Raw genomic sequence first — 24471 nt, 5'->3', positions numbered from 1 at the left:
CTGCCTTTGTATGCGCAGTGATCGGAAGTATGTTCAGGCGATGCCGGATCAAGGTTGTGTTCACTGGGTCAGGGCAACAGGGTCCGATGACGAACAGGACGGCTTCGCAGATAGATAGGGAGGATACGATGACACCCGACCAGCTCCACAAACAACTAGCCGAGCAATTGCGCGACAAGCCACTCGGCACCGTCGCCAATCTCACTGACTTTGCCGTTGCCTACTGGGACGGCCAGCGGGTGCGATATGCGTTTCTGCGTGACGAAGGATGCGGACGAATTGAGGGCGAATTCGACTTCACTGAGCATGAGTTTGAGCAGTGGGCAGATGCGCTCGAGACTTGGGCGACGGAGCCTGTGTTTTCTGTGAACCCAGAAGTTTTGGAATGGCTGAAGGATGCGCCGCCGCATGAGGCGGGCTGATTGATGTGCACTATGCGCGGGAGGCGGGATGTTCACGTGCGGCGAAAAGGATTGGCACGACAGGGACTTGATTGGTATGGCCGCGATTGTGAGCGGCTACGCTCTGGATGGAATTGGGTGTTTGTCCATGGTCAATATCAAGCGTCGAACAGACGAGGCGGATATTGACTATCGTGGGCGGGTGATGGCTCGACTTATGGAAATTGGCGCGTCGCACGAAGCGAGCTAGAGAGGGGTGCCGTCCGAAGCGCAATGCCTCGGACGGGATGCAACAGATGCAGAGTGGCTGGATTCGAACCGGCGAGCGATGCTAGTCCTATGGCATCGCCTACCTATCTTGCCTAGGACGTCTCCTAGGCATTCACTCCACGTACAACATACCGCTTGTTAAGCGGGTTTACAGCCGTTCGCCTGTCGTCATAGATAAAATCAATAGGATTCCTACTGAAATTACGACTGGACTAGACTGGCGCTCCAGACGGAAATGCGTTAATGACGCGACTGATTGCATGGTCGCGGATGTTCGAGAAGGGCAACGCTGGCGTACCGATGTGAGTCAACAGCCCTGCATGCTGCCAACCAGGCGGAACATCCGTGACCAGATCATTGCCATTCTTGTAGAGATGCAACGGCACTTTGACGAGCAGCGTTCTGACGGCAAGGTCAGGGCTGATGCGCGGAGGCTCGAACGCATAGACGGCCACTGGCGGGTTGCCAGCGACAGTCATTGATGCTGCCGCGAGGATTGCGATAGCGGCGCCGAGGGAGTGCCCGACGAGTGTCACCGGTTGATCGCCGATTGTCGTGATGACCTGTGCGGCAATCGCCTGCCACGACTGCCAGAAGCCGCGATGCACGACACCGATGCCCGGAACCGTGATCGGCGCGACGTCGAAATCAGCTCCCCAGCAGTCGAGGTTGTCAGTGCCCGGAAACGCGATGCAAAGTCCATCAGCCGTATGGCGCACGATAGCCCGCGAGGCGCTATCGGCGACGCCAATATCTGGAGTCGCTGCGTACGCTTCTTGGGCCAACAGCGCGAAGTCGCGCGGAGTCATTACTGACTCGCAGCAACCGGAGCCGATGCGGCAGTAGCGCTCGAGGCAGTCGACGCTGTGATTGCTTGGTCTACGAGCTGCTGCAGGACCGGTCCAATCGTGTTGAGTGCAAGCAGGATCGCCGGCTGATTCGGAATCGCCGGGACAGCAGACACGACGATGATCGCGGCCGGCAGCAACGAGTCATTGATGTTCTTCAACGTCGACACGTCAGCAGATGCGACTGCCGAGCACACCGCTTTGTTCGCGGTCAGTAGTTGGGTGATCTTGCCTTGCTGATCGGCATTCAAAAGCGTCGACGTCGAGAGCGCTTGCAGGTCAGCATTCACAACCGAGCAATCGGATGCGAAGAGTTGCTGAGCGGTCGAGAGTTGCGACGTCGAGCATGCGCCAAGAGCGAGCGCAACGATGCCAGCCGCAAAAGCGGCGATGATCTTCTTCATGGTGGTTCCTTCAGGTGGGATTCAGAATTTCCACTTCGCGCCCAGCTTCAACTTGTAGCCGGTCGTAGTGGAATAGGTGACGGCAGCGGAGTAGTTGGTCATCGGATCGGGCTCGATATAGATCAGCGCACCGTTGACGTCATAGGTGGTGGTATTGAGCGACGGAAGGATTTGAATCGACGTGCAGCCGCCCAGCAGCAGGCAGAGCGCGAGGCGGATCATGCGGCGGGAGCAGACTTCGCGGCAGCACGCGCGATCGCGTAGTTGTACGCCGCGTGGCCAGCCGTGATGACCAATGCCGAAATCTGCAGCTGCGCTTCCATCGGAATGACAACGTGCATAGCCTGAGCGATCCAATCGATGATCGGCACAAGCGAGGCGGCGGTCATTGTGATCGCGCCGGTTTGGATGCTTGATGTGGGGTTCATGCTTGCTCCTTTTCGTCTTCGCTGAAAATGAAATCGTCGCGCTTGATGCGCTGCATTTCCCAGATGGGTAGCGGAACCATGTGGATGCCGTGACCGACTCCGCGGTGATGCTTTTCGCAGAGAATGCGCATGTTGTATTCACTGTCGATGAAGTCGGACGGCTCGTTAAACGTCGACCATGGGAAGGCCGGATGAAGCGCCCGCATCTTGTCCCAGTCGATTCCTTCGCTGTCTGCCCATTCGGCGTGCCAGTGATGGACCTCGCGTTTCTCCTTCGTGCCGCATACCCAACATGGGGTGTCAAGCACCGCGACAAGGTGATGCTTTGTCTTTCGGAACAGCGCTGACTCGGTGCGAGGCGGGTGGTCCGGGTAGAAGACCGAGAACGCCAACGTTTCCTTCTGTTCGTGTTCGTGTGCGATTTTCATAGGCGTAAAAAAACCGCCCGTAGGCGGCTGTGTTATTCAAAGTGGCATACTCCCGGGATTACAAACGCCGGAGGCAAGCGTGTTGAAACGTCTCAGGAATTTGATTTTTGGCGATGTCGATCCACCAACCCTCTCATTCACTGACGAAGAGGAGCGGGCCGTTCAGTTAGGCCGTGAGGCGCATGCCCGAGGCGACAAGAAGAACCCGTTCTCAGCAGGAACGCCGCGGCACGCCGCTTGGAAATACGGATGGGATGAGGAAGAGTTCAAGGCGGGGATGTGGTGAGGGCGTCAGGCGACGCCGGCAATGATCGGCATTATTCCGGTCTCCATCGCCTGACAGAGACGTTGTGCGCGGGCGCCCACCTGGCCGTACCACGCGCTGTTTTTCATGGCAGCAGCAGCGATTGCATATGAACCGCGCTGCATTGCGCCCAAAGCACTCTTGAAGCCGAGCAAGCCAGTCCCAGTCGCAGAGTTACCAATACCCATGTTGAAACACATGTTGGCTACGACCCGTTGACGGACATCATCCAGATGTTGCCACCACGGCAGCGCCGCGTTGAGCTTGGCCACGCTGGTTGATATGTCGCGCGCGAGAAGTTGATTCACTTGCGCATCGCTGAGCGGGAACGTCCAGTCAGTAGGAAGGGGGGAGACGTCGATGTTGTGGCCGACGCCGACCGTGTGCTTCGGTGGCTTTGCAGTATCGAGGTATGGCGTGTACCGCACACCCTCATCGCGGCGCAGCTCGGCTTCGAGCAAGACGAGGTTCATGGATAACTCCTAATGCTTGCGGTGCCTCAAAAGAAACTTGTCGCGAACAAGGACCCAAATCTGTAGACCTGTGTAAAGAGCCGTTAGCAACAAGACCCAATCGGCAATCGGATAACCCAAGAGGGTCAGGCTGGCGACTGAAACGGGAGGCGTGACTTTTGCCGCGCTCGCAATGACGTCGCTGCGGCTGATGTCTGCGAGTTGTTCGCCAATGGACATGTGGAGAAACCCCGGATGAAAAAGAAAAAGCCGCTCGATGGCGGCTACTGGTCGTGTGATTTGATGATTGACAAGTAGGCGCATTGCGCCTACCCTGAGAACTACTGGAAGCGCACTTGGCGCGGCCACCATCTCCGAGAGGAAAAACATGAACCGATTTTTTCGCGCCTTTAATGGCACTGGATCACTTCGACATGAAGTACAAGGCACCTTCTGCGGAAGAGCTTCAGCGCCTCAAGGACGAACTCGGCCTGTCGAGCGCGCAGATGGCAAAACTGTTCGGACTGTCGAGCGGACGTCATTGGCGGGGATACACGGAAGCGGGGGAGAAGCGGAGGGACATCGGAGCGCAGACGCTGTTCTTCGGCCTCGCACGCATCGAGCTGGGCGCAGAGGCTATCGACCGCGTTTTGGAACGTATGCGCCAGGCCGGAGCCACGATCGACCTGGATACAAATGGAGAGCCGCAGCCATAGCGATGTCGCTCGGCTGTGCCGCAGCAAGCGCGCACGCCGAACAAAGCTGGTTCGGCTTTGAGGCAGGGCTTGGCGTCACTTCAGCCACACCCGTTGGCGACGGCGTCTACTTCTCTAAAGGCTTCAGCCACTCGACGCCTAACGGCAGCTACGGCGGCCGCGCTGGCATCGTCCTCAATGCCATCGAAGCACCGCCGCGCTCATGGAAGCCGGGGCTGCGCTTCCACCTGACTTACTCCAACTTCGGCAAGGTCAAATGGTCATCGATGAACCCGCAGGACGCGGCAGACTTCTCAAATGTCGGCCAGCAGGGTGGCTACAGCGTCGTCACTCAGTCTTGCGTCGATAATAATTGCGGCGACTTTCGCAAGTTCGACAGCACCGGCGGCATGCAAGCCATCTCATTGACGTTTGAGCCATATTGGGATCTCGGCTCTGGATGGCAGATCGGCGTCGAAGCTGGGCCGGCGCTCTACAAGAGCACGTGGACGGCAATTGCCACCGCTCAGTCGGACGGCATTTTCGGGCCTGCAGGGACTCAGGAAACGCTCACGCACCCGCCGCGAATTCAGCTCGGAGCGCTGTTCGGCGCGTCCATCGCCAAAGGTCCATTCTCGGTGCGCGCAAACTATCTCTATGCACCGATCGGAGCATGGCAGGGAAAGAACGTGCCGGCGGGCATCAAGGGCGAATTCATGCTGTCGGCGAACTATACATTCTGAAAATCTCGCCGATGGACCTAGCGTGTCTGTGACGCCACGTCATTGTTACCGGTTGATTGAAGTGCCGGAAAGACATGCCATAATCGCGGTCGACCAAGTCTGGTCGGGAACCCCGTTTATGCGGGAATGACTTGGCGCGAGTTTTTACTAAATAAAATCAACCGCCTTTTAAAAAACCCCAGAAAATGGACCCAAAAGATCAATTTCATAGAGACGGCTTTGCCGTCCTGCCTTCTGTATTTTCCAGTGAAGAAGTTGACGCGGTATTGGCCTCAATCCGGGCAAAGGTTGAGGAGCGTCCTCTTTCAATTCCGGTCGATGTGGTCGAACACGGGAAGCGAACCGTTCTCGGACTTATATCCGATGACGAACTCCGAAACGGTCGCGTCAAGATAAACGACCTGCATCTCGAGATGGAAGAAGTCAGAGGCTTGGCTCTTGACGACCGAATTCTCCCGGTTTTGCGCGATTTGCTAGGCTTCGCCCCCGCCCTAGAAGGCAGCTTGTATTTTGAGCAGGGAAGCGCCCAGCCGGCCCACGTCGACACCCTGTATCTCACGCCCATCACCCATGGCCATCTAATTGCCATCTGGGTCGCCCTGGAAGATGCGCATGAAGATGCTGGCCAACTCGAGTACTATCCGGGCAGCCACAAGATCGAACAAATGCGCTTCAGTACCGGTAGCATTGCCAGCGTGCCGGCGGAGATGGGCGAGTGGCATGCCTATATGGACCGCTCTGTAGCTGAAGCTGCGCTGACAAAAACTCGCTTCTCCGCCAAGAAGGGCGACGTGCTGATTTGGCATGCCCACTTGCTTCACGGTGGCAGCCCGATCAACGACAAGTCGAAAACAAGAAAATCGCTGGTTTTCCACTACTACTCAGAACCCGACGTCATCACTTCAGGCCGGTCGCTGGTTCCGAGCGGATGCGGTTTCTGGATTGATCGAGCACACCACACAATCCCGCCAGAAGTCGTCGAACAAATCAATTCGATCAAAGCTTCACAAGCCGTTGAACTGGTTTAATCGTCAATTTGCAACGGCTGCTTGAGCGGAGCAAGTCCGGATAGTGATTGGCCAGGAAGTAAAGTAACGCCCCTGTCAATCCAGGGGCAATACTTACTCGGTATTGGCGACCGTTTCATGGGGAAACGTGGTGTAAGATTTACGGTTCTAGAGACCCACCATGAACAGAAAAAATAGCTTCGACCTGATACGCCTCATTGCAGCCATCGCGGTCCTTCTGAGCCACAGTTTCCCGCTGTCTGCCACCGCCCCATCAGAACCTGTCGCTGCTTTTACGCGTTACGGATCAGGCGGAGAACTTGCTGTCGACGTTTTCTTTGTCATCAGCGGCTATCTCATTGCTGGGTCTTACTATCGCAGTTCCGGGGCGGTCGAATTTATCGTCAAGCGATTGCTCAGGCTTTTCCCAGCGCTTTTCTGCGTGGTCCTGCTCAGCGTATTTGTGCTGGGCCCGATTCTGACGCCGCTGTCTTTGCATCAATACTTTACCCACGCGAAGACGGCCGATTATCTGCGAACCCTGCTTCTGGACATCAGGTACGAGCTGCCTGGTGTTTTTGCGACAAACCCCATTCCGAACGTTGTGAACGGATCGCTCTGGACGCTCCCGCTAGAGGCGTTCATGTACCTTCTGGTCGCGGTCGCAGGCATAACGAGATGCCTGAATTTTCGCGGCTGCGTGCTGATAGCGCTGACATTCGCATGGCTGCACTTCGCCGTCCCGTCGACGGTTTTCACGGATAACGGCGTCGTCCTTCGGGTCATGCTGTATTCCCAGTTGATGCGACTGGGCATTTTGTACTTCATCGGCGCAGCTTTCGCATTCGCCCCAGATCATTGGGTCAAGAACAAGGAAGTGCTGTTCGTATCGATTCTGGCGTTCGCATTTTTCGCTCAATCATCGATCGCCGAGGTAGTGGCCATCATCACCTTGCCTTTGATCTCGCTAATCACAGCCCAGATGCATTCAAAGGTCTCCGCAGCGATCAGTAAGGTAGGCGACGTATCCTATGGCGTCTACCTTTACGCCTTTCCCGTGCAGCAGACTGTCGCGCATGCTCTGGGACCACACCCGGAGGCGGCAACCATATCAATGATCAGCCTGCCGATCGTGCTGGTGATCTCCTTCGCTTCGTGGCACCTGCTCGAGAAGCCGGCCTTGACGCTCAAGAACCGACTGCCGCGCATCAAGAGAAAGCATTATGCGGTCGGGGCCGGCAAGTAACTCTGTAACGGCGATGCGCTGTAGAACGTCTTCCAGCGAGCGTCGCTGGCCGCCACCGTGCCTTGATTCGGAAACGCCGAAGCGTCCTGCGCGTTGCTGAAGTACGCAATGATGACGGCGTCGGTGCTGTCTGCGAATTGAACGTAGATCATCGTTAAATCTCCCATCCGTTCACCAGCAGCCCGTAGGTAACAACGTTGCTCGCCGAGCTTCCGTACGCCGCGTATGCAATGGTTTGCGGCGTGCTAAGCGCCAAACGGAACGCGCTACTGGTGCCACCGACGCCATTGCTGTTGCAGGCTATGTCATACGCCCCCGTACCTGCTGTCGAAGAGGCTAGCAGCACATGACTATTTGACGAAATAGAGTTGGTGACGGAAATGCTACCCGTCATGAATGCCGCAGTCTTCGGAACCGACGCCGTCGTGAACGATGTGTAGCTAGTGAGGCTGGTGGCAGAAGTTGTTCCGTTCAGGAACAGCGTCGATGCGGCTGCGGTTGCGCGATTAGTCACATTGAACGGCGCAAATGCGTTGACTGTCGTGCTAATTGGTACGACTGCGAGCAGCGACGTCGCGGTATAGCCTGACGGTGCGTTTGCCTTTGCATATACGGTAGGGGCTGCGGCCGATCCTTCGAGCGTACCGAAAATCGTCGTTGCGCCTGTCGACGGATTGTATCCAGCATAAACAGCAACGATGGTTCCGGCTGTCGCACTTCCCGTGTCCATCCCGCCTGCGCCTGCTGTGCTGGGCGTGAATGTTTGACTAAAGCCGGTAAGTCGATACGTCAACCCATTCAACGCAGTCCCCACGACGATCGTGTCAGCCGTGAAAGTGACAGACGTTGCTCCGCTAGCAGCGGATGCCTTCAAATTCGAGAATTGCCCAACGATCGCGGGAATCTGAGAAAACTGAACCGCGTGTGCGCTCTGCGTGGCAGGAGCAACCTGAATCGCTGCGCCAGTACACTCAACCAACACCCACGAAGTGATGTCCTGACGCCAGATCAGGTTAGCTCGGCCACTTGCGACTAGTTCGCCCCCCTGGAGCGCAGCGTGGGCGGCTCCGACAACAGGCGATGCGCTGATGGTGCCGGGGTTAGGCGTGAACGTGGTAGCGCCGGTATTAGCGGCCTTGATCTTGACCCACAGATCCATGTTTTCCGTCACCGTAGTGACGGGGATCGGGAACGATGCCTGAATTGTGTTGGCAGACCCGCCGTCGACGCCATAAGCGAGGTTGCCGCTCATGATCGACTGCAACATGCCGGTCGGCAGGATTGGCGCCGCGGAGTATTGGCTGATATTCGACGACGTCAGCGACGTGGCGCCGAACGGCACGGTCACCACCCAAAGGCCAATCCATCCAGTGTCCGGCGATGGAGTTGCCTGCGATCCAGTCGTTGCAGCTACGCCTGCCTTGATCTGATACGCAACGATGCCATCGCGGAACGTGTTGCTCGTAGCACCGCTATTGTTCGGTCCCGACCAAGGGCTGGCTGGGGTGTTAGCGTTGTAGAACTGGAGCACAACGGGCGTATTGCCGGTTGTCGGATCAAGACTGATGTCCGAATCCTGATATTGAGCTTCGATCAGATAGTTGATCGACTGGCCGCTGGTCGTCGGGGCCGCGAAGGTCGACGTGGTGTAGGTATTGAGCTGGATCCCCTGCTTCAGAATCGTGTGGCTGGTGTCGGCCGGCAAAGTTCCGCACGCCGTCGCCTCAAGCGGAGCGTTTTGATACAACTCACCGGCACCGATCTGTACCGTCATAGTCGCAGGGCTCGTCGGAGTGCAAGCCAGACCATTGATGGTGCCGCTCGTGCCCATCATGGCGGCGCACACCTTCGCCATTGCCGTCATCGCATACTGTGAGGGGGCAGAGAAGGCCCACTCATAAACTTGCTGCCCTACGTAAGTTTCAATGCGCCGCATGGCTCACCCATAAAAAAAGCCCGCACGATGGCGGGCTTGGCAAATGAAAAGAAAAAAGGCCGCTCTATGGCGGCCTAGTCATGAATTGCTGTGTATCAGTTGGTGATCGCGACGCCGATGTTCGTGGCGATCGGCCGAATGATGTTGATCAGCGCCAGAATGTCCGCGTCAGTAGCGGCCGTTGTTTCGTCGGCGAGCGACCCGGTGTACCCATGCGACAGGGGTGCGGCCATTGCAGACCACATTGGCGCATTCGCATACGCAGCGCCGGCGGAGCCGCCACTGACGAGCGGCCGGAAAGCGGTGATTAGTGCGCCAAAAGGGCATGCAATCGAGCCCATGCGCGAGACGCCGCAGAAACTCGCCACGCCTGTATTTGCACCCATGCACCCGCTGTCTAAAGGTCGCGCCGGCTCGAAGATGATCGGCGCGCGTCCCGTCAGGTTCGTGAGCGCCGTAACCATTGCCGGTCGGGTGCCCTTCGCACCGAAGATCGCGAGCTTGATACGCGCGATGTAGCTGGCGTCGGTCTCGTTGGGCTTGCGCGGCAGTGATGTGCCGAGAAAGTCAGATGCCCAAATATCGATCCAGCCACCTGTCGACGTATCCAGCCGGGTCTGTGCCCAGAAGAACATCACCAGCAGGTACATCGTCGCGAAAACAGACGAAATGCCGGTCAGCAGCCCTGTAATGATGGGCGACTCGCTCCAGTCGCCAAACCAGCCGCGCGGCAGGTAAGACTGGAGGCGAGAAAGAATGTCAGACTGATCGCCTGTAGCCATATCAAGTCACCACAATTGCGCCAGGCGCGAAGGACTGTTGATACGTGATCGTCAGATCGGACGTTCCCCCATTGACAAGAACGGCCGTCACATTGGTGACGCCCGCAACGGCGTAGGCCTGCGCCGCGATGCTTGTGTACGGCAGCGTCGCGCCAGATGACGTGGTGTCGATGCTTTCGATATAGGTGTTGATCGCAGACTGCACCGCTGCGGCCACGGTCGAGTGCGTGTAGCTGCTGGACGTGGTGATGGTGAGCGAAACCGTGACCGTAACCGGGATTGGCGCATGTACGCCGTAGGTCACAGTCAATGGCCTGACTGCCTCGATGGCATTCGATGCATTCTCCAGTTCGGTCGAGGTGGCCGAGCCGCTGCCATCGTTAATGATGGTCGTGAAGTACCCGTATTGCGTCGATCCGTTGTACTGCGTGTTCTCGGCAATGATGCCGGTCATGTTGCTCTGGACGCTCGCTATGGCGTTCATCACTGCGAGCAATGTTGCGGCCTCGAGACTCGCGATGTAGAGCACGAATCGGGCGCGCGCAGCAGCATCGGTTTCGGCAGCCTCGCCATTGATGACCGCAGCACTGTTGGTGACGTAATCGACGCCCGAAATGGCAGTCCCGAGCGTGTTGAGCGCAGCGGCTGCGACATTTCCTGTCGTTCCCGCGGTCGTGCATTGGACCGTAACGTTCACACTTGCCTGACCGGCTGGCAGGATGTACCCGTTGCTGGACGCGCTATAAGCCGCATTCGTCGTGTCGACGATCACCTCGAACATCACCGCGCCATCGTTCGTCTGCACAACTGCACCAACCGGGATGACTGCCTGGTTGGTTGGCGTGTAGCGGGCGAAGGTCTCCTGTGTGCTGGCGGAGACTGCTGGCAGGCGTGCGAAATTGAACTGCGCAAACCATGAATCAAGATCTGTACCGTTCGACGTAGCTGCCCGCGTGAGCGCAGCAACTTGCAGAATCAGGCCTTGCAACCACAGAGCGACGCCACCCATGGCTTCCGCAATCGCACGTAGCACCGAACCAATAGTGAAGTCGATCAGCGATGTCGCGGAACCTTGAACGGCTGCCGCGAAGTTCGATACGATCGATGAGAACGATTGTGTATTGAGATTTGCCATCGATCAGGTATTGACGTCGAATTCAAGAAACTGCGGCGTCGCCGTGTTGGCGTCGGTGTACTTGATACTGGCGCTTACGGCGTTGTTGACCTGCGTCAGCTCGATCGTGGGTGAAGGCGATTGAGCGACAGCCGACTCAAGCAACATCTGCCCGCGTATCAGGGCACGTGTAACAGGCACATTGCCGGGTGAGCCGACTTTGCGCGGCACGCCAGCGCCATAAGTCGGATGCCAGGTGTAGTCGGGCGATGCGATCGGGTTGCCGGAGGCATCCGAAAGAGCCGGATTGGTTAGAAGGCGCCGATAGACGCGCTGCGTGCCAGTAGTCGGCTGATCGGCGAGCAATAGGTCGCCAGAGGCGGAGACCGAAAGATCGCCGCCCCAGTAATGATTGATGTCCACCATCAGCCGCCTTTAACAGTGCTCGTGAGTTGCCCACTTCCCATCGTCTGATTGGGCGTGCTGGTCGGTGTGCCGGGTGTCGTTGACGTGTGCGTGTGCGCGTTGAAGAACGCAACCATTGCTGACGTGACAAAACTCATCAGGCTTTGACCCGTCGCACCTAAACTGATCGATGGAGCGGTCACGGATGCGGTGCCAGTGGCGGTCACAGAGGCGTTGGTCGCGCTAGTGCTGGCATTCCCAGTCACGTTGGCCGTCATGTTTCCAGCGACATTCGCGTTAAGATTTCCCGCAGTGCTTACATCGATGTCGCCATTGGTTACCATCTTCACGAATGAGCCGGTCTGATGAACTGCCCATATCTCTCCAGATGGCACCGCTATTGCCTTTTGAGCAACTGAGAAGACACGCGCGACAATCGTCCCGCTGCTGAAGTCGCCGTTTTCATAGACGACTAGCACCTGATCGTCGATCTGCGGTCCAACAGCGAAGCCCCAACCATTGCCGATACCGATCGCTCCGAGGGGCATCCAGTTGGATTCCTGCGGTCCAATTTCGGGATCTTCCGGCTGAAGCTGCACCTTGACAGCGTGATTCGACGCGTCGTAACTACTGATCGTCGCGAGGCGAGGTAAGGCGAAGTCATTCGTCGACATGCGGGCCTGCTGACGAATGGCATTGGCCAGGCGTGCACCGCTCATACAACTACCTCTGAATTAGGCGCATGGTTCTTTGCGCTAACGGTCATTGAATAGCCGCCGTCAAAGCTCATCGAGCGATTTATGTTGTCAGGAAAATACTGCTGATCGAAAGCTGTTCCTGTCCCGTCAAACTGAATGATCGACGTGATGTCCAGATCGTTATCGCCCGGCATCGTCAGCCCTTCGATCTTCATCTCGTGCGCGACGAGCTGCTTGTACCAGTTTTGTGCGTACTGAAGCGCCTGGTCCTGAGTCAAGTTGGCAACTGTCTTGGAGTAAATCTGGCCGCCGCTTCCGATCGACGACGAGCCGACCTTGATCGTTTTAACGGACGAGGGGTAGTTGACTGTGAAGCCCTTTGCGTACTTCTTGTTCCACGAGCGGATCTTGACCTGTATGCCGCGGGAGACTGTAAGCGCCCGCTGCAACTTGATCGCTTCGAAGTTAGCTTTCGGCCCCGAACTTGTGCTGGCAGGCTGCCAAACGATCGGGTAGGGCGTTGCTTTCGTCGGATCTGGCGCGGGCTGAAAGTACAGCGATTGGCCGCGTACCCAAACCTTGAACCCCTCCAGGTCTGCCAGATAGTTGAGGATGTCCCACTCCGACCGCTCATCCGTCATATTGACGTGATCGATCTCGTAGTACTTTCCGACAGTCGTGGTCGTCGCGGTAACGACTGGCGTAAGACCGTGCTTCTTGGCAAGTGCCGTAGCGATCTGACTGGAGGTCTGATTCGGCCACTTCTGCGTGGTCTTTTCGTCAATAAATACTCTCGTAAGATCCCGGCCGTCGACGTCGATTGTGTTGGTAACCGGATCAATCTCGATGTGATCGACCTGCCCATATATCCAACTGGTGAGGTCGCTTGGGCTAAAGGAGTTGACGTCTTTGGGAAAGCCGATGAACAACTCGACAAACATGTCCTGCTGGTTTGAGAACCAGATGGCGTTCCGGTCGACAGGGAGAAGCGCGCCAGCGAATTTGCAACGGAACGTGTCAGCGGCATAGTACGTGTTGTTGTCCAGCTCAAAGTCGAGCCAACCCGTAATCAGTTCCCCGTTGACCTTCACTGCGCCCCGCGGTTGCCGCCCGGACGGAGAAAGGAATGCTGTCATAGATCACGAGGAGAGAATGCCGCCACTGGCGCCGTTGTTATACGGCGGGATGATGAGAGTCGAAACACCGACAAGCGTCGGATCGCTGAGGTTGTTAGCTTGCGCAATCTGCGTCCACGCACTCGGATCGCCATACTGTTTCGAGGCGACGTCAAACAGATTTCCGCCGCCGACCGTGATCACCCGGCCACTGGAGTTGATCTGACCGAGATTGGTCTGCATGCGGCCGAGCAGGGCACCGATCTGCGAATACTGAACTTGAAGCGTGGTCGCATTCACGATAGACGAGAAAACACCGACGTTTTGCAGGACTGAAACGGACGGCAGCACGCCCGCCGGAACGCCGACACTGGCGAGGATGTTGTCGACCGTCCCGATAGACGACGTTACGTAGGAAACCGCCTGGTGAATCGGGCCGAGCACGGACGCCACTGTGCTGAGTGATGCGCCTACGAATGTTTTGACGTTCGATACCGCAGTAGAAACGGAACTCATCAGGCCTGAGAGAGTACTGTCGCCCGTTGCGGACGTCAGCGTGTTAGCTGAGTTCAGATCGCCGTTGATAAGGTCATCCGCGTTCGGACCAGCGGCAATATCGTTCGGCAGTGTCAGATCCTGCAAAACTTCGCAGACGATCTTGTATGGGATGCGGGCGAAGCGGTAATCGGGCTCGAAAGTTCTGATAAAAACCGAGAACTGCAGCCTGTCCCAACTCAGCGTGATAGGCTGCGCAGTCAGAAGCATTGACTGAACAGCTTCTGCGCGATCAAGCGCAGATTGGCCACTCTGCGTTGGGAAGAAGACACCCGACCATTCCAATGGACGCGCATCACCGCCCATCGCGTCGATGACTCGTACACCGCCGACCAGCTTCTTGATCGACAGCCGCTGATCACCGCCAAACCCTATCGACTCAGGAATCTCCATGTCCTGAAACGTGAAGTCGCCGAGAATCAGTTTGATATCGCTCATTTCAGGCCCGGCATTGGGAGGCTAACTGTGTTATCGACGCCTCCCGCGTAGAGGCCAGAGCCGAGCGGGCCGGATATATAAGGGGTGACGGCTTGAGCCACTTTACGACCATCAATGTTGATCGTCGTATGGACCACCCCACTATCCTTGCTGGAACCGGACGGCACGGAAGATGAAGAATGCGAATTGCCATTCCAGCCGAGCATGTCGCCAAGCTTGCCCCATCTGCCGCTCTGCACCGAGGGATCGTTTTTGATGGCCTTGTCGAGCTTCGCTTCGTCGACTGGTTGACCTATTGACCGCAATGCGGCGGTTCCGACCTTCAGCATGTTGGTGATGGTCGGAAGCATTGTCTTGCCAAACTGGTTCTTGAAATCAGCCCAAGCTGCCGCAAAATCCTTTTCAGCACCGGACGCTGATCCCTCATACATCTTCATCACATCATTCGCGCCCATCGCACCTTTGGCCAGCTTGTAGTCACGCAGCACCTGGAATTCCTGTGCCGTCATGATGGAGCCTTGGTTCGACGCGTTTCGGTTCGACAGAATGTCGTTGACGGCCTTCAGGATGCCTGACTCAGATTTGATTCCTTTCTTGGCCAACAGTCCTGGAAGTACAGCGCCAAAGAATTGAGCGGGATCTGCCTGAATCATTGGCGCGTACTCAGGGGAAAGCTCAAACGATGTGCTTGTCGACTTCTTGCCGCCAACGGTCCCGGTCACGTGTTCGACTGTGCGACCGATGCCCAGATCCTCGAGCAGGTGCATCGTCTTGATCGGCGTACGACCTGCAACGAGGTTCTGATACAGGCTCATGAGCGCTGTACCAGCCTTCTGGCCGCCTTGCTCAATCATCAGGCCTTCCATGTGCAAGAGGCCTTCGTCTGACAGGCTGCGGAAGGCGGTTCCGGCATTCTGGGAAAAAGTGCCCAGATCCTGAAACTTTAGAAAGCCACCGGACCCAGTGACCATCTTCTCGGCGAGATTGAGGTTACGTTGAAATGTTTCCTCATTCTTGAAGCCGCCACGTCGATCGATGAATTTCAGAAGATTCTTAAGACCTTCTTCATCCATTGCGCCAAGTTTGTCGCCAAAAATGCCAGCATTTGCCTTGCCGAGCGACACCAGAGCGGGCGTGTATTTCGAGGCTTCGTCAAACGATCCAAACAAGCCGACCGATTCGGCCATCGCCTTCATCAACTCGGACTGCGAAACGCCGAAGGTCTTCGTAGCCTTGACGAATTTGTCAGCTTCGTCATTGACCTTATCGCCCAGATTCAGCGACTTGAATCGCATGAACTCGTCCTGATACTCCTTGGCGCTTTCGTAAAAGGCGTGCCCAACGTAGGCAGCGGCGAATCCAGCGGCCAGAGGGATCATCGCGCTATCGGCGAGACCCATGCCGACGCCGCCGACACCAAATCCGCCGGATCCAACGTGCAGATTGCCGCCATGAGGACCGTGCCTGCGACCACCACCGCCTGCGCCGCCACCACCGCCGGGACCTGGAGGAAGAGGCGGAAACATGCCGCCACCACCCGGAACGCGATTCCACCGCATGCCCGCAAGCCGCGCCTCAAGACGGACGGCTTCAGCATTGGCGGCTATCAACTCCCTCTCGATGCCAATGCCCGAAGGCAAAGACCCCTTAAGGGATCCCATAGCCTTTTCGGCGATTAGAGCCTGATCCTTGACGCCCTTCAGGCCGAGATCGAGTTTTCCTGCCGCTGCCGCGAGATTCTTCATGCCGACGACTTCGGCGCCCATTGCCTTGAGGCGCTTATTGACCTGCAGGGCCAACGCATCAACCTTCGCGAACTGCTCGGACAGCTTCAGCAGTTGTGGCGTGACGAGATCGTGCAGTCTCAGCGTCGTGCCGATCGAGTAGACGTCAATCATTCTGGTTTAAACTCAATGGCTTAACGGGAGGGATCAATATGGACTGGCGTTTTCGTGCGCAGGAATGGCTAGCCGACCGGTTTTCGTGGATTCAGTATCCGAAACCGCGCGTCAGAAGCGTGAGCGGACATTCGTACGGTTGGCGTGCGCAGTGGGAGGCACGACCGCCTATGAACAAAGCGTTTGCGCTGTGCTTACCGACGATGTGCCTGTTTATCCCGTATATAGGCATCTTTCTGTCGATCGGCGCTGTGATCTTTCTGTTCGCCTATTTCAAGCGCTGAACTTTTCTTAGCCGGACGCCGGCCAGCCATGCGAAGGTGGTTTTTGCCATCATCGAGAAAATGCGCGGCTTGCTGAAGTGCGCGGCAGGCCCAAGAACCGGCCGCGGCGGCATCTTGTCGGTGCCAAATTCGTGATACTCAAGCACCTTGTCGTTCGAGCCAACGACTGCCTCGTGACCTTCGACCGACATGCCAATGCTTTTCTTCATTTCGCCGGTACGCAACAGTGGCGCATCGGGCTCAAAGCCGGCGGCGACCTTGGACTTTTCGTATTCCGGGCTTAATTCCGCCCAGTCTGGAAAGGGCGCGATGTCATGCTGGTAAAACCCGATCTCGCCTTGCGCAGTTTCCTTGATCTCCTCCGCGCCAGCCTCGACCATCAGGTGAGTGATTTCCGGGCCACGAACTGCCAGCATCTCGAGATGTTGAGCAAAGGCACCAAAACTTCTGAACTCCCTCATGGCCGCACCTCGTAGGCATGAGAGTCAAAGTTGTAGGTCTTTCCACTCTCCATCTCAGAGAAGATGATCGACCAGGCGGTACGCTTCGCGTCATCCACAGCAAACGCCACATCAAACGGAATGCCATTTTTCACAAGCCATAGGCATTGCCGGATGGGTGTGGCGCCGACTATTTTTTTACTACTTCGTCTCCTTCGCTTTCTGCTTCCTGCGGGAAACGCTCCCTGATTCCCTTGTTGATCGCCTCAAAACCCTCTTCGCCAAGGCGCGCGATGAGGGCACGCATCTGCGTTTTGTTGCTCGGCGGCGGGGCAAATGCGCCATCGATCGACATCACGTAGATGGCAGGGATGCACATCACCCGGTAGACGTCGTTCTTGGCCAGATCGCCCAGCGCCTCGATCAGATCGAACTGGGCTAAAACGCCGGGCTTCTTCAGAACGATGACACGGCCAAGCGAGTCGGTTACTGAAAACTCCTCACTCGTGGCGCGCAGCACTTCCTGCGTCGGCGTGGGTGCCTCGGTGTGCGGCTTGATGGTAACTTTTGACATTGTTTAGAAGCCCACACTCAGCGGAATTTTTTTCGAAGCTTTCCAACCCACTTTCGGATTGACCTTATCCAACCCCTTCCATGCCCCAGCGTCATCCAGTTTCAATTGGACACCGGTGTACTGAAACTGGGTCAGGCCACCGCTCAATTCCTGGATGGTTTGCGTAATGACTGCAACCGGAGGGGGCAACCCGGCGTAAAAATTGGCTTCGAGCTGGGCGAAGTACGCTTCGATGCTCGAGTCCTGCCGGTCGAATTCGAACGTTCCTTCATGCCCATTGGGAACATTGCGGAAGATCGTGTTGCCAGTGATCTGCTCCGATTCCAACTCCTTCGTGCGAGCGCGTGAATCGAATGAGGTCATCCCACCGAACGTGACCTGACCAGCGACAGAATCGAAGATCGTGATCTGCGACCCGTCGCGGCCGATATTGAAACTACTAGCACCCATGCGGCGCTCCTAAATGAAAGAAGCCCCTTGCGGGGCGACGGGTTAAGCGTTGCTGACTGTGACCTGCACGGTCGAGCCGCCTTGCAGCGAGATCACGAACACGCGGACGATCGACAAGTACGTGACCTTGACCAGCGTCTGCATCAAGCCGGTTGCGACCTGTGCCGTTGGGTTGTTGGCAGCGTTCGTCTGCACCGAAAACGGAATCTGCGTCGGCGCATTAACATTGCCGATGTATCCGAGATTCAGCCAGAGATTCGACAGGAAGCCGGTGATCGCGTCGTTCACTTCCTGCCGCAGATCGGTCGTCTGCGGATTGCCGACAACCCAGCCGAAATTCGACGCCAGCGTAAGCGCGAGGAAGTTCGTCATCGACGTGTACGCTTCCGAGTTAGTCGCGGCGTACGTCGAGCAATTCATATCCGTCTGGAAGGCAAAGTAGTTTCCGCCCGGCGCCGGATTGGCGAGGTAGTCAAGACGGCCTTGTACTGCGGCGAGTGCTTCCGAATCCGCATACAGCAGGTTCTGTGTCGATCGCTGCGTGCCGATAATTCCGTTGACCGGCTTGTTCAGCGTCGACTGATTCGGTGCGAGGTTCGCGCGCATCGGCGCCCAGAAGGTGGCCGGCCCCAGTAGGCGCTGGACGTTATTGACCGTGTCCTGCCAGTACACCCAGTCACCGACCAGATCCTTGAAGCTGTAGTTGTCGACGCCGGCCGAGGCGAGCAAGGACGCGGTGCTGGCAACGTTGGTGCCAACCGGGGCCTGGCCTGCACCGAAGATGCCGTACAGAATCCCGAACTGCGCCATCGTGTTCCACTGGGTGGACGTCGAATGGTCGATCAGGTTCATCGTCAGCACGCCTGCGTTCTGCAGCGCGTACATGCCCGTGGGAGGTGTCGAATTCGTTCCGACCAGCGTTGCATCGGTTACGCCAGCAGCGCCGTCTGTGCCGCCCGAGAACGTGTAGGTGGCGAGTGCCGGAGCCGCAGCCGACGTGCCGACCGTGGCAATCACCAGTTGTGATGCGCCACGCACACCAGACTGCCCCTGATTGATCGCGTTGACGAGGTTCGTCCAGCAACCGACACCGAAGGTGTACGTGCCGGGAGTACCAGCGCCGCCGCCTGTGAGCGTAGCCGTTGCGGTGGTGTAGCCGAGTCCCGGAACGATCACGCTCGGCGAACCCAGACCCCACACGAGGTTGATGATTGCGCCCGTGCCAGCACCAGACGTCTGGATCTGCGCATTACCCGAGACCGGAGCAGCTCCGCCGCCGAGTGAGCCTGCATTCGTGACAGCCAGTGCCGTGATGACGCCAGAGGTAGCAGTCGCGGTCAGGACAACGCCGTTAGCGAGCGTGATCGTGTCGCCAGTGACGTAACCGGTACCGCCCGTGCCACCGCTGCCAGTGATGTTCGCCGACAGCACCTTGAGGGTTGCCTGAGCGATTGCCTGCGTGCCGCCGGCTGCGGGAGCGCTGATCGACAGTGCTGGCACCGAGGTATAGCCCGTGCCGGGAGTGGTGGTGCCGGGAATCACGCCGACGCCGAGGTTGTCGTAAATCTCCGACAGATAGCCGGGAAGCGCGACCGTGCACTTGAAAGTGTTCGGCTTGGTGCCGTTCGCCATTGTGGCGGTCAGCGTGTTGCCGACAACACCGGTATAGAAACCAGTGAGTGTCGCGCCCGTCGTGGCTGAGCCGTCCTTCAGCGCTGATGTGGCCGCAGTATCAGTGCCATCGGTCACGCGAACAGCGACGTTGCTGCTTTGGCCGAGACTGAACGCAACGGCCATTGCTGTCGCGAGGTCGTATTTGCGGTTCGTCACCGGGCCAAGCGACAGGCCAGCAATCTGCGGGGAACCAACGCCATAGGCGCTATTGACCGGACCCCAGGAGGCGACGCCGACTTGGCCGAGGCCATTGGTCGCAATGCCCTGCACAACAGGCGGCGGCGCAACAACCTGGACGTATGCGCCAGGCGGAAGCTGGCCGGCCAAATTGAGCTGGCCACTCTGATAGATGGGCATTTAGCGTGCTCCAGAAATGAAAAAAGCCACCCGAAGGTGACTCTGCAGTGCGAGAAAGAGGGGATTACTGCGGAAAAACTTTGTGGACGTGATGCTTGTTGTCGCCGTCCAGAACAGAGGTGATTTCGTTGGCATCGGCGATCGGGTCGCCGCGGCGATAATCGCCAAACGGATGGACAACGACCAGGTAGAAATCAGGATTTGCCGGCACAACCGGCGCTTGCTTCTCGTCAGCCATGTCGGCTCCTAATAAGTGCGTGTGATGATCGGAACGCCGTCTTGCGTCTCGAAGGTGACTTGCGTGGCAACGACAGTGGCGATCTTCTCGCTGACGGTCGTCGCGTATTCGACCTCGTAAAACAGGTCTCGACGGTATGTTTTTGCTTTTTCCAGCGAATCTGAAAACGAGCCGCCCGCAGCTTGCACGCGCGCACCATAACCATCCGGCATCGTGACGAAGGCAATCTGAGAGAACGCCTGTTTGATCGCGGCAGAAACCAGGTTGCGGGATGTAGGCTCTGGCGCCCAGACGGTTATTTGTGCTCGCTGCTGCTGGCGCTCCCACTCAGTTGTCACCAGACCGGATGTGCCCACGCGCGCAACAAGGGGCAGGACGTTTGGCGGCAAAGTGATAACTGGGCCGCTGGATGTGGTGCCCGGATACACCGCCGCAAGTAATGTCGCAAGCCCTGTGGCGATCGACGTCAGCGTGTCAGTCGCCTGCGCCGAGTAGATGAACGGCATCGAGTTCACCAGCAGCGCCAGATTGTGCGCCGTGAATGGCGATGGCATCGCCCCGCCGACTGTCACGACATTGCCCGAAGCGGTCAGCGAAAGCGTCGCCTCCACAATCGACATAACCTGCTGCTTTGGTCGATAGCGCGTGACGTTCTTTTCGGGTCCGGCAGGAAAAATGCTGACGTTGACGTTGCCAAGTTGCAGATCCTGATCGAGAGACGATGACGTTGGCCAGCCGGGATAAACGCGAACGGTTTTGCCGCAGACGGATGGTTGACCGGTGCCATTTGGATACACAAACGAGGCGCATTGCGTCGTCAGGACGTTGAGTACATCGGAAATATCACTCATGTCTGCGCCTGCATCGCCGTGATTCGCCAGCCCAGATCGGTAATTTCAGCGCTCGATATGATGAAACGGCGATTAATGTCGTCGGTAATAATGTCGGCGCTACGTAAGATCACGCCCGGCCATGCGGGTAATAGGATCGCCCACCACGGCAATCGCACGTCGCCCGGGAGTACCGCGCCGTCCTTTTCTCCCTTGGTGCCCTGGAGCACAGAAGCAGGCCACGCGGTCATTAGTTCGGTCTGGTTCTCGTCGACCGTTCCGCCATACGGATTCTCGCCCGCGGCCGTCTGTTGTTGCGGCCGGAAAATGTTCAGCGTGTTCGTGCATTGCACCGCCAGTATCGGCAGCGTTGTTTGCATGGCGGCGATAAAAAACGTCTGACCGTCGCCAATCAGGTAGTCGCCAACCTGCGTCTGCGTTCCGTCGACTAAGGCATACCAGAGCGGCTTACCATACACATTCGGCTTGCTGTACGTCATGTCCTGCGAGTTGAAGCTCGCATTCAAAGTGGCAATCTGGTTCGGCTGCGCTGTTGGTGATATGGCCGATGTCGGGCGGAAAAGATCGTAGGCCGGGCCGATACGCAATGCTGCTTTGCCATAGCCCGAGTAGATCTTTTGCTGGAGGGTGGCGGCGTCCATCAGACCACCAACGCGTTAGAGCATCCGCCGAAATTCGGTCCAGGAGGAATGCCCAGAAAGTTGCAAAGACGTCGACGCCACGAATCGAACAGGGCATCGCGGTCGCGTAACTCGTTTTTGTTGTGAGTCCATACCGCTGCGACGTCTGTATCGAGGTTTGCGCTCGTGCCGGGGATCGCATTTTCCAGCGTAGTCAGGTTCGTGAGGTACGTGTTGACGACTACCGCACCTTCGTTCTCGCTGATGTGTTGCAACCGGTATTCGAGCGCCAAATATTGGCGCATGATCCACGGCATCGGGAATACTACAGCGCCGTCGCCATACGCCGGATACCCACAAAAGCGCCGGACGTCGACCAGTTGCGCATCTGTGAAGGTGTAGGGGACGAAGGCCATAAATTACTCGAAGATAGCGCCGGATTGAAACAACTGAGAGACGAGTTCTCGATCCTTGATGGGATCGAACTCTGTGCCGGCGGAAAAGTGCTGGCTTGATCGGCCCTGCAGCAGCAGGCCATGATTCTTTTTCAGCACAAAACGCTCGGCCTTGGGTTCGCCGCTCTCAGCAACAACCGGTTCCTGCTTGGGTCTTGGCATATCAATCTCCTTTATGAAGCCGCCGCGCGAACAGCGGCTTGAAAAGGAGCCGGGATTACTCCCGGTCCCTGACTCGATTACAGAGATTCGAGCATGATGCCGCGCTTGAACGCCGACGAAGAAGCGGTCGGGATCGTTGCGGCGGTGGTCGTGATGTCGCTCGGCACAACGAAGCCGCCGATGTACGACCACGTCTGCGTCACAACCTGCTTGAGCGCGTCAAGCGGCTCACGCGTCACGTGGGCAATGCCTTCGACCACGGCAATCATGTCGCCATCGTCGGATTCCATCGCCGCGTTGTACGCATCGGCAGTGAATTCGCCCTCGACCAGCGCGCCCTGACCGCATAGCAGTGCGCGGCGAACCGTGCCCACACCGGCCAGCGTCTGAACCGGGTTGAGGTTCGTTTCCTGCAAGCGAACACCGAGCATTTCGGCGATGATGCCGCGGCGATATTCCTCGGTCGTCACCTGACCGCGGAAGAACTGCTGGAACGCCGGATCGCTGTACAGGCCCGTTGCCTGGATCGGGTCGATGTACAGGTTGTACATACCCGAGCTGTTGCTGACCGGAACGCCGTTGGCCGACATCGTCGCCTTGGCGTTCAGGATCATGTTCATCGTCAACTTGCCGTTGTTGATGTCGTTGGCCGATGAGATTGCAGCCGTGGTGGCGGCCATCACATTGGCGGACGTCGTGCTCGGTCGCAGAACGTACGGAGCAACGGCCGACACGACCGGCTGCGCTGCGGTGCCGTCTGCCACCGTCACGCTGGTGGAGAACGTCAATGTGCCAGAGACGCCACCCGGCGTGGTCGAGACGTTCGAGCCGTCAGCGGCAAAGCCGGTGAGCGAGTAGACATCGCCACCGACAGTCACATTGACCGGATTCGAACCCGACACCGTGACCATCTGGCCGGCACTATTGAACGTGGTCTGGAAGCCGCGGATGTCGTCGACAGAGATCGTCGTGCCGGCCGAGCCCAGCGTCGTGCGGACGCGGGTATTGCCACCGAGGTAAGTGTTGTACAGGGCCTGCTGGGCCAGCGTATCGACCGAGCGGAACGCCTGCTCACCCAGCGCGTAGGCGTTGCGCAGGAAGAAGTCGGCGATGGCAACGCGCTGCGTCACCACGTTCAATTGCATGTTGGCCGCGTATTGCGCGATCGACAAAATGTACTGCTCGATCGAGTAGTTTTGCGGAGTCAGGCCGCTGGTGATGTCGCTGTTGGCAGCCGGCGACATCGCGGTCGTAACGGCCGGCAGCAGCCCGGTACGGGTTTTGGTGATCGTTTCACCGATGTTCGCGGTGAACGCTTCGCGGTCGGCGATGTCACGGAAGCCAAGCTTCGCCTTGAGCGGCAGTTTGAACTGATGCTCAAGAAAGCCGGTCTGAATCGCGCTTTGCAGAGCGGTCGGGAGGTTATTCAACGGCATGGTGTGTAAGTCCTGATGAAAAGAAGGGAATTGATTGCTTTCCCCTCGTCGTCAGGACTCACGGGGTTGCGCCGTTACTGGCGCGACTTAATGCTCTTTGATGCTGATACCAAGACGCTTCGCTTCTGCCTTGCGCTCTTCGGGCGTAGCAGTGCGTGCGTCAAACGGCTTCGGTTTTTCTTTTGCGGGCGGAGTGCCGGGGTTGCTGGAACTGGTTGCTTCCTTGAACAGGTACGGCTTCGCTTCTTTCAGCGCCTTCAGCATGTCCTCAGCGCCGACGACATCGCCTTTTTCGTCGATCTTCACTGCCGACAGATCGGCGAGTTTCAGACCGTCAAGGTCGACCATGCCAGCCTTGATGGCTTCGGCTTTGAGTTCTGCGCGGATGATGCGTTGATCGGCCGCTGTATGCGTTTCCTGGACCTTGGCGTCGGCATCGCTGGCAGCTTTCGCAGCCTTGGCGTCAGCTTCTTCCTGTGCCTTCAACGCCTTGGTTTCGGCTTCCTGAGCCTTCCTCTCGGCATCGTTGGCGCGCGTGCGGTAGCTGGCGTTTTCCTGCCGCAACTCCTGCACGTATTCGCGCGAAAACACTTCCTTGCCCTGAACAGGAGCCACAACCGGTGGAGTTCCACCGCCGCCGGCTGGATCGTCACCTTCAGGCGACATCAGGCGGGTTTGCAACATCAACTGGCGAAGCAGATTAGGCATCTAGCCCTCACAAAAGAAAAAGGCCGCATCGAGCGGCCATGGTTGATATCCGGCA

At 57.6% G+C, this 24471-nt stretch carries 33 protein-coding genes; 6 read left to right on the top strand and 27 right to left on the bottom strand.

Translation table 11 applies throughout. The annotated features are described in order from the left end of the window. Nucleotides 1-128 precede the first annotated feature (128 nt). Nucleotides 129-422: a hypothetical protein gene (locus tag BLS41_RS25995; RefSeq protein WP_074771184.1), complete on the top strand. Its 294-nt coding sequence runs from the start codon at nt 129-131 to the stop codon at nt 420-422. A gap of 461 nt (nt 423-883) precedes the next feature. Here the strand turns inward: BLS41_RS25995 and BLS41_RS25985 are convergent, their stop codons facing one another. The 5 genes from BLS41_RS25985 to BLS41_RS25965 are packed head-to-tail and all read right to left on the bottom strand — an operon-like array spanning nt 884 to nt 2779. After that, a complete protein-coding gene (locus tag BLS41_RS25985) occupies nt 884-1480 on the bottom strand; it encodes an alpha/beta fold hydrolase (protein ID WP_074770058.1) in 597 nt (198 codons plus the stop codon). Next, complete coding sequence (locus BLS41_RS25980; protein WP_074770056.1) at nt 1480-1923, bottom strand: hypothetical protein; 444 nt, start codon at nt 1921-1923, stop codon at nt 1480-1482. Before BLS41_RS25980 ends, BLS41_RS25985 begins: the two co-directional genes overlap by 1 nt. Nucleotides 1924-1944: 21 nt before the next feature. Next, nucleotides 1945-2145, bottom strand: coding sequence for a hypothetical protein (locus BLS41_RS25975; protein WP_074770054.1), 201 nt, complete (start codon nt 2143-2145; stop codon nt 1945-1947). Continuing rightward, complete coding sequence (locus BLS41_RS25970) at nt 2142-2351, bottom strand: hypothetical protein (RefSeq protein WP_074770052.1); 210 nt, start codon at nt 2349-2351, stop codon at nt 2142-2144. The genes BLS41_RS25975 and BLS41_RS25970 overlap by 4 nt, the downstream gene beginning before the upstream one ends. Then, nucleotides 2348-2779, bottom strand: a complete 432-nt coding sequence (locus BLS41_RS25965) for a hypothetical protein (protein WP_074770051.1) — start codon at nt 2777-2779, stop codon at nt 2348-2350. The genes BLS41_RS25970 and BLS41_RS25965 overlap by 4 nt, the downstream gene beginning before the upstream one ends. Before the next feature lie 79 nt (nt 2780-2858). Here BLS41_RS25965 and BLS41_RS25960 point away from each other — a divergent pair, with 79 nt between their 5' ends. Then, nucleotides 2859-3065, top strand: a complete 207-nt coding sequence (locus tag BLS41_RS25960; protein WP_074770049.1) for a hypothetical protein — start codon at nt 2859-2861, stop codon at nt 3063-3065. Between the two features lie 5 nt (nt 3066-3070). Here the strand turns inward: BLS41_RS25960 and BLS41_RS25955 are convergent, their stop codons facing one another. Together BLS41_RS25955 and BLS41_RS25950 are read right to left on the bottom strand one after the other, a co-directional pair. Continuing rightward, a complete protein-coding gene (locus BLS41_RS25955) occupies nt 3071-3556 on the bottom strand; it encodes a glycoside hydrolase family protein (protein ID WP_074770047.1) in 486 nt (161 codons plus the stop codon). A gap of 9 nt (nt 3557-3565) precedes the next feature. Then, nucleotides 3566-3925 carry a hypothetical protein gene (locus BLS41_RS25950; RefSeq protein WP_074770045.1) on the bottom strand — a complete coding sequence of 120 codons (360 nt, stop codon included), beginning with the start codon at nt 3923-3925 and terminating at the stop codon, nt 3566-3568. A gap of 23 nt (nt 3926-3948) precedes the next feature. Here BLS41_RS25950 and BLS41_RS25945 point away from each other — a divergent pair, with 23 nt between their 5' ends. The 4 genes from BLS41_RS25945 to BLS41_RS25930 all read left to right on the top strand — a co-directional run bounded on the left by BLS41_RS25945 (nt 3949) and on the right by BLS41_RS25930 (nt 7226). Beyond that, entirely contained in the window at nt 3949-4251 is a 303-nt protein-coding gene (locus tag BLS41_RS25945; protein ID WP_253189762.1) for an XRE family transcriptional regulator, read from the top strand. Between the two features lie 2 nt (nt 4252-4253). Further along, nucleotides 4254-4973: a hypothetical protein gene (locus BLS41_RS25940; protein WP_074770043.1), complete on the top strand. Its 720-nt coding sequence runs from the start codon at nt 4254-4256 to the stop codon at nt 4971-4973. Nucleotides 4974-5158: 185 nt separating this feature from the next. After that, nucleotides 5159-6001 carry a phytanoyl-CoA dioxygenase family protein gene (locus BLS41_RS25935; protein WP_074770041.1) on the top strand — a complete coding sequence of 281 codons (843 nt, stop codon included), beginning with the start codon at nt 5159-5161 and terminating at the stop codon, nt 5999-6001. Between the two features lie 160 nt (nt 6002-6161). After that, entirely contained in the window at nt 6162-7226 is a 1065-nt protein-coding gene (locus BLS41_RS25930) for an acyltransferase family protein (protein ID WP_074770039.1), read from the top strand. Here BLS41_RS25930 and BLS41_RS39165 read toward each other — a convergent pair. The 20 genes from BLS41_RS39165 to BLS41_RS25835 form a co-directional block, all read right to left on the bottom strand. Further along, on the bottom strand, nt 7202-7378 hold the full coding sequence (locus BLS41_RS39165; protein WP_171910311.1) for a hypothetical protein: 177 nt from the start codon (nt 7376-7378) through the stop codon (nt 7202-7204). The genes BLS41_RS25930 and BLS41_RS39165 overlap by 25 nt on opposite strands. A 2-nt stretch (nt 7379-7380) precedes the next feature. Then, nucleotides 7381-9162, bottom strand: coding sequence for a hypothetical protein (locus BLS41_RS25925; RefSeq protein WP_143026365.1), 1782 nt, complete (start codon nt 9160-9162; stop codon nt 7381-7383). 95 nt (nt 9163-9257) lie between these two features. Continuing rightward, complete coding sequence (locus BLS41_RS25920; RefSeq protein ID WP_074770035.1) at nt 9258-9944, bottom strand: hypothetical protein; 687 nt, start codon at nt 9942-9944, stop codon at nt 9258-9260. A gap of 1 nt (nt 9945) precedes the next feature. Then, nucleotides 9946-11079, bottom strand: coding sequence for a baseplate J/gp47 family protein (locus BLS41_RS25915; RefSeq protein WP_074770033.1), 1134 nt, complete (start codon nt 11077-11079; stop codon nt 9946-9948). Nucleotides 11080-11082: 3 nt separating this feature from the next. Next, nucleotides 11083-11484: a phage tail protein gene (locus BLS41_RS25910; protein ID WP_074770031.1), complete on the bottom strand. Its 402-nt coding sequence runs from the start codon at nt 11482-11484 to the stop codon at nt 11083-11085. Continuing rightward, the gene (locus BLS41_RS25905; RefSeq protein WP_143026364.1) at nt 11484-12137 is read right to left on the bottom strand and encodes a phage baseplate assembly protein V; all 654 of its coding nucleotides are present in this window, start codon (nt 12135-12137) and stop codon (nt 11484-11486) included. The genes BLS41_RS25910 and BLS41_RS25905 overlap by 1 nt, the downstream gene beginning before the upstream one ends. A 41-nt stretch (nt 12138-12178) precedes the next feature. After that, entirely contained in the window at nt 12179-13297 is a 1119-nt protein-coding gene (locus tag BLS41_RS25900; protein ID WP_074770027.1) for a hypothetical protein, read from the bottom strand. Nucleotides 13298-13300: 3 nt separating this feature from the next. Then, a complete protein-coding gene (locus tag BLS41_RS25895; protein WP_074770025.1) occupies nt 13301-14269 on the bottom strand; it encodes a LysM peptidoglycan-binding domain-containing protein in 969 nt (322 codons plus the stop codon). Continuing rightward, nucleotides 14266-16167, bottom strand: a complete 1902-nt coding sequence (locus BLS41_RS25890; RefSeq protein WP_074770023.1) for a hypothetical protein — start codon at nt 16165-16167, stop codon at nt 14266-14268. The genes BLS41_RS25895 and BLS41_RS25890 overlap by 4 nt, the downstream gene beginning before the upstream one ends. 268 nt (nt 16168-16435) lie before the next feature. Further along, nucleotides 16436-16912, bottom strand: a complete 477-nt coding sequence (locus BLS41_RS25880) for a phage virion morphogenesis protein (protein WP_074770018.1) — start codon at nt 16910-16912, stop codon at nt 16436-16438. Nucleotides 16913-17081: 169 nt separating this feature from the next. Continuing rightward, on the bottom strand, nt 17082-17465 hold the full coding sequence (locus tag BLS41_RS25875) for a hypothetical protein (RefSeq protein WP_074770016.1): 384 nt from the start codon (nt 17463-17465) through the stop codon (nt 17082-17084). Nucleotides 17466-17468: 3 nt separating this feature from the next. Further along, the gene (locus tag BLS41_RS25870; protein ID WP_074770014.1) at nt 17469-17915 is read right to left on the bottom strand and encodes a hypothetical protein; all 447 of its coding nucleotides are present in this window, start codon (nt 17913-17915) and stop codon (nt 17469-17471) included. A 42-nt stretch (nt 17916-17957) separates the two neighbouring features. Further along, nucleotides 17958-19946, bottom strand: a complete 1989-nt coding sequence (locus BLS41_RS25865; RefSeq protein ID WP_074770012.1) for a hypothetical protein — start codon at nt 19944-19946, stop codon at nt 17958-17960. 64 nt (nt 19947-20010) lie between these two features. Next, the gene (locus tag BLS41_RS39160; protein ID WP_171910310.1) at nt 20011-20184 is read right to left on the bottom strand and encodes a hypothetical protein; all 174 of its coding nucleotides are present in this window, start codon (nt 20182-20184) and stop codon (nt 20011-20013) included. 8 nt (nt 20185-20192) lie between these two features. Continuing rightward, nucleotides 20193-21035, bottom strand: a complete 843-nt coding sequence (locus tag BLS41_RS25860; RefSeq protein WP_074770010.1) for a hypothetical protein — start codon at nt 21033-21035, stop codon at nt 20193-20195. Continuing rightward, nucleotides 21032-21676 carry a hypothetical protein gene (locus BLS41_RS25855; protein WP_074770008.1) on the bottom strand — a complete coding sequence of 215 codons (645 nt, stop codon included), beginning with the start codon at nt 21674-21676 and terminating at the stop codon, nt 21032-21034. Before BLS41_RS25855 ends, BLS41_RS25860 begins: the two co-directional genes overlap by 4 nt. Continuing rightward, nucleotides 21676-22071, bottom strand: a complete 396-nt coding sequence (locus tag BLS41_RS25850) for a hypothetical protein (RefSeq protein ID WP_074770006.1) — start codon at nt 22069-22071, stop codon at nt 21676-21678. Before BLS41_RS25850 ends, BLS41_RS25855 begins: the two co-directional genes overlap by 1 nt. Before the next feature lie 3 nt (nt 22072-22074). Beyond that, nucleotides 22075-22272: a hypothetical protein gene (locus BLS41_RS25845; RefSeq protein ID WP_074770004.1), complete on the bottom strand. Its 198-nt coding sequence runs from the start codon at nt 22270-22272 to the stop codon at nt 22075-22077. A gap of 77 nt (nt 22273-22349) precedes the next feature. After that, nucleotides 22350-23708, bottom strand: a complete 1359-nt coding sequence (locus BLS41_RS25840; RefSeq protein ID WP_074770002.1) for a hypothetical protein — start codon at nt 23706-23708, stop codon at nt 22350-22352. A gap of 87 nt (nt 23709-23795) precedes the next feature. After that, nucleotides 23796-24416: a phage scaffolding protein gene (locus BLS41_RS25835; protein WP_143026363.1), complete on the bottom strand. Its 621-nt coding sequence runs from the start codon at nt 24414-24416 to the stop codon at nt 23796-23798. Nucleotides 24417-24471: the final 55 nt, after the last annotated feature.

It is taken from the genome of Paraburkholderia fungorum (genome assembly GCF_900099835.1).
Lineage (GTDB): Bacteria > Pseudomonadota > Gammaproteobacteria > Burkholderiales > Burkholderiaceae > Paraburkholderia > Paraburkholderia fungorum_A.
This window is presented reverse-complemented; position numbering and strand designations above follow the sequence as displayed.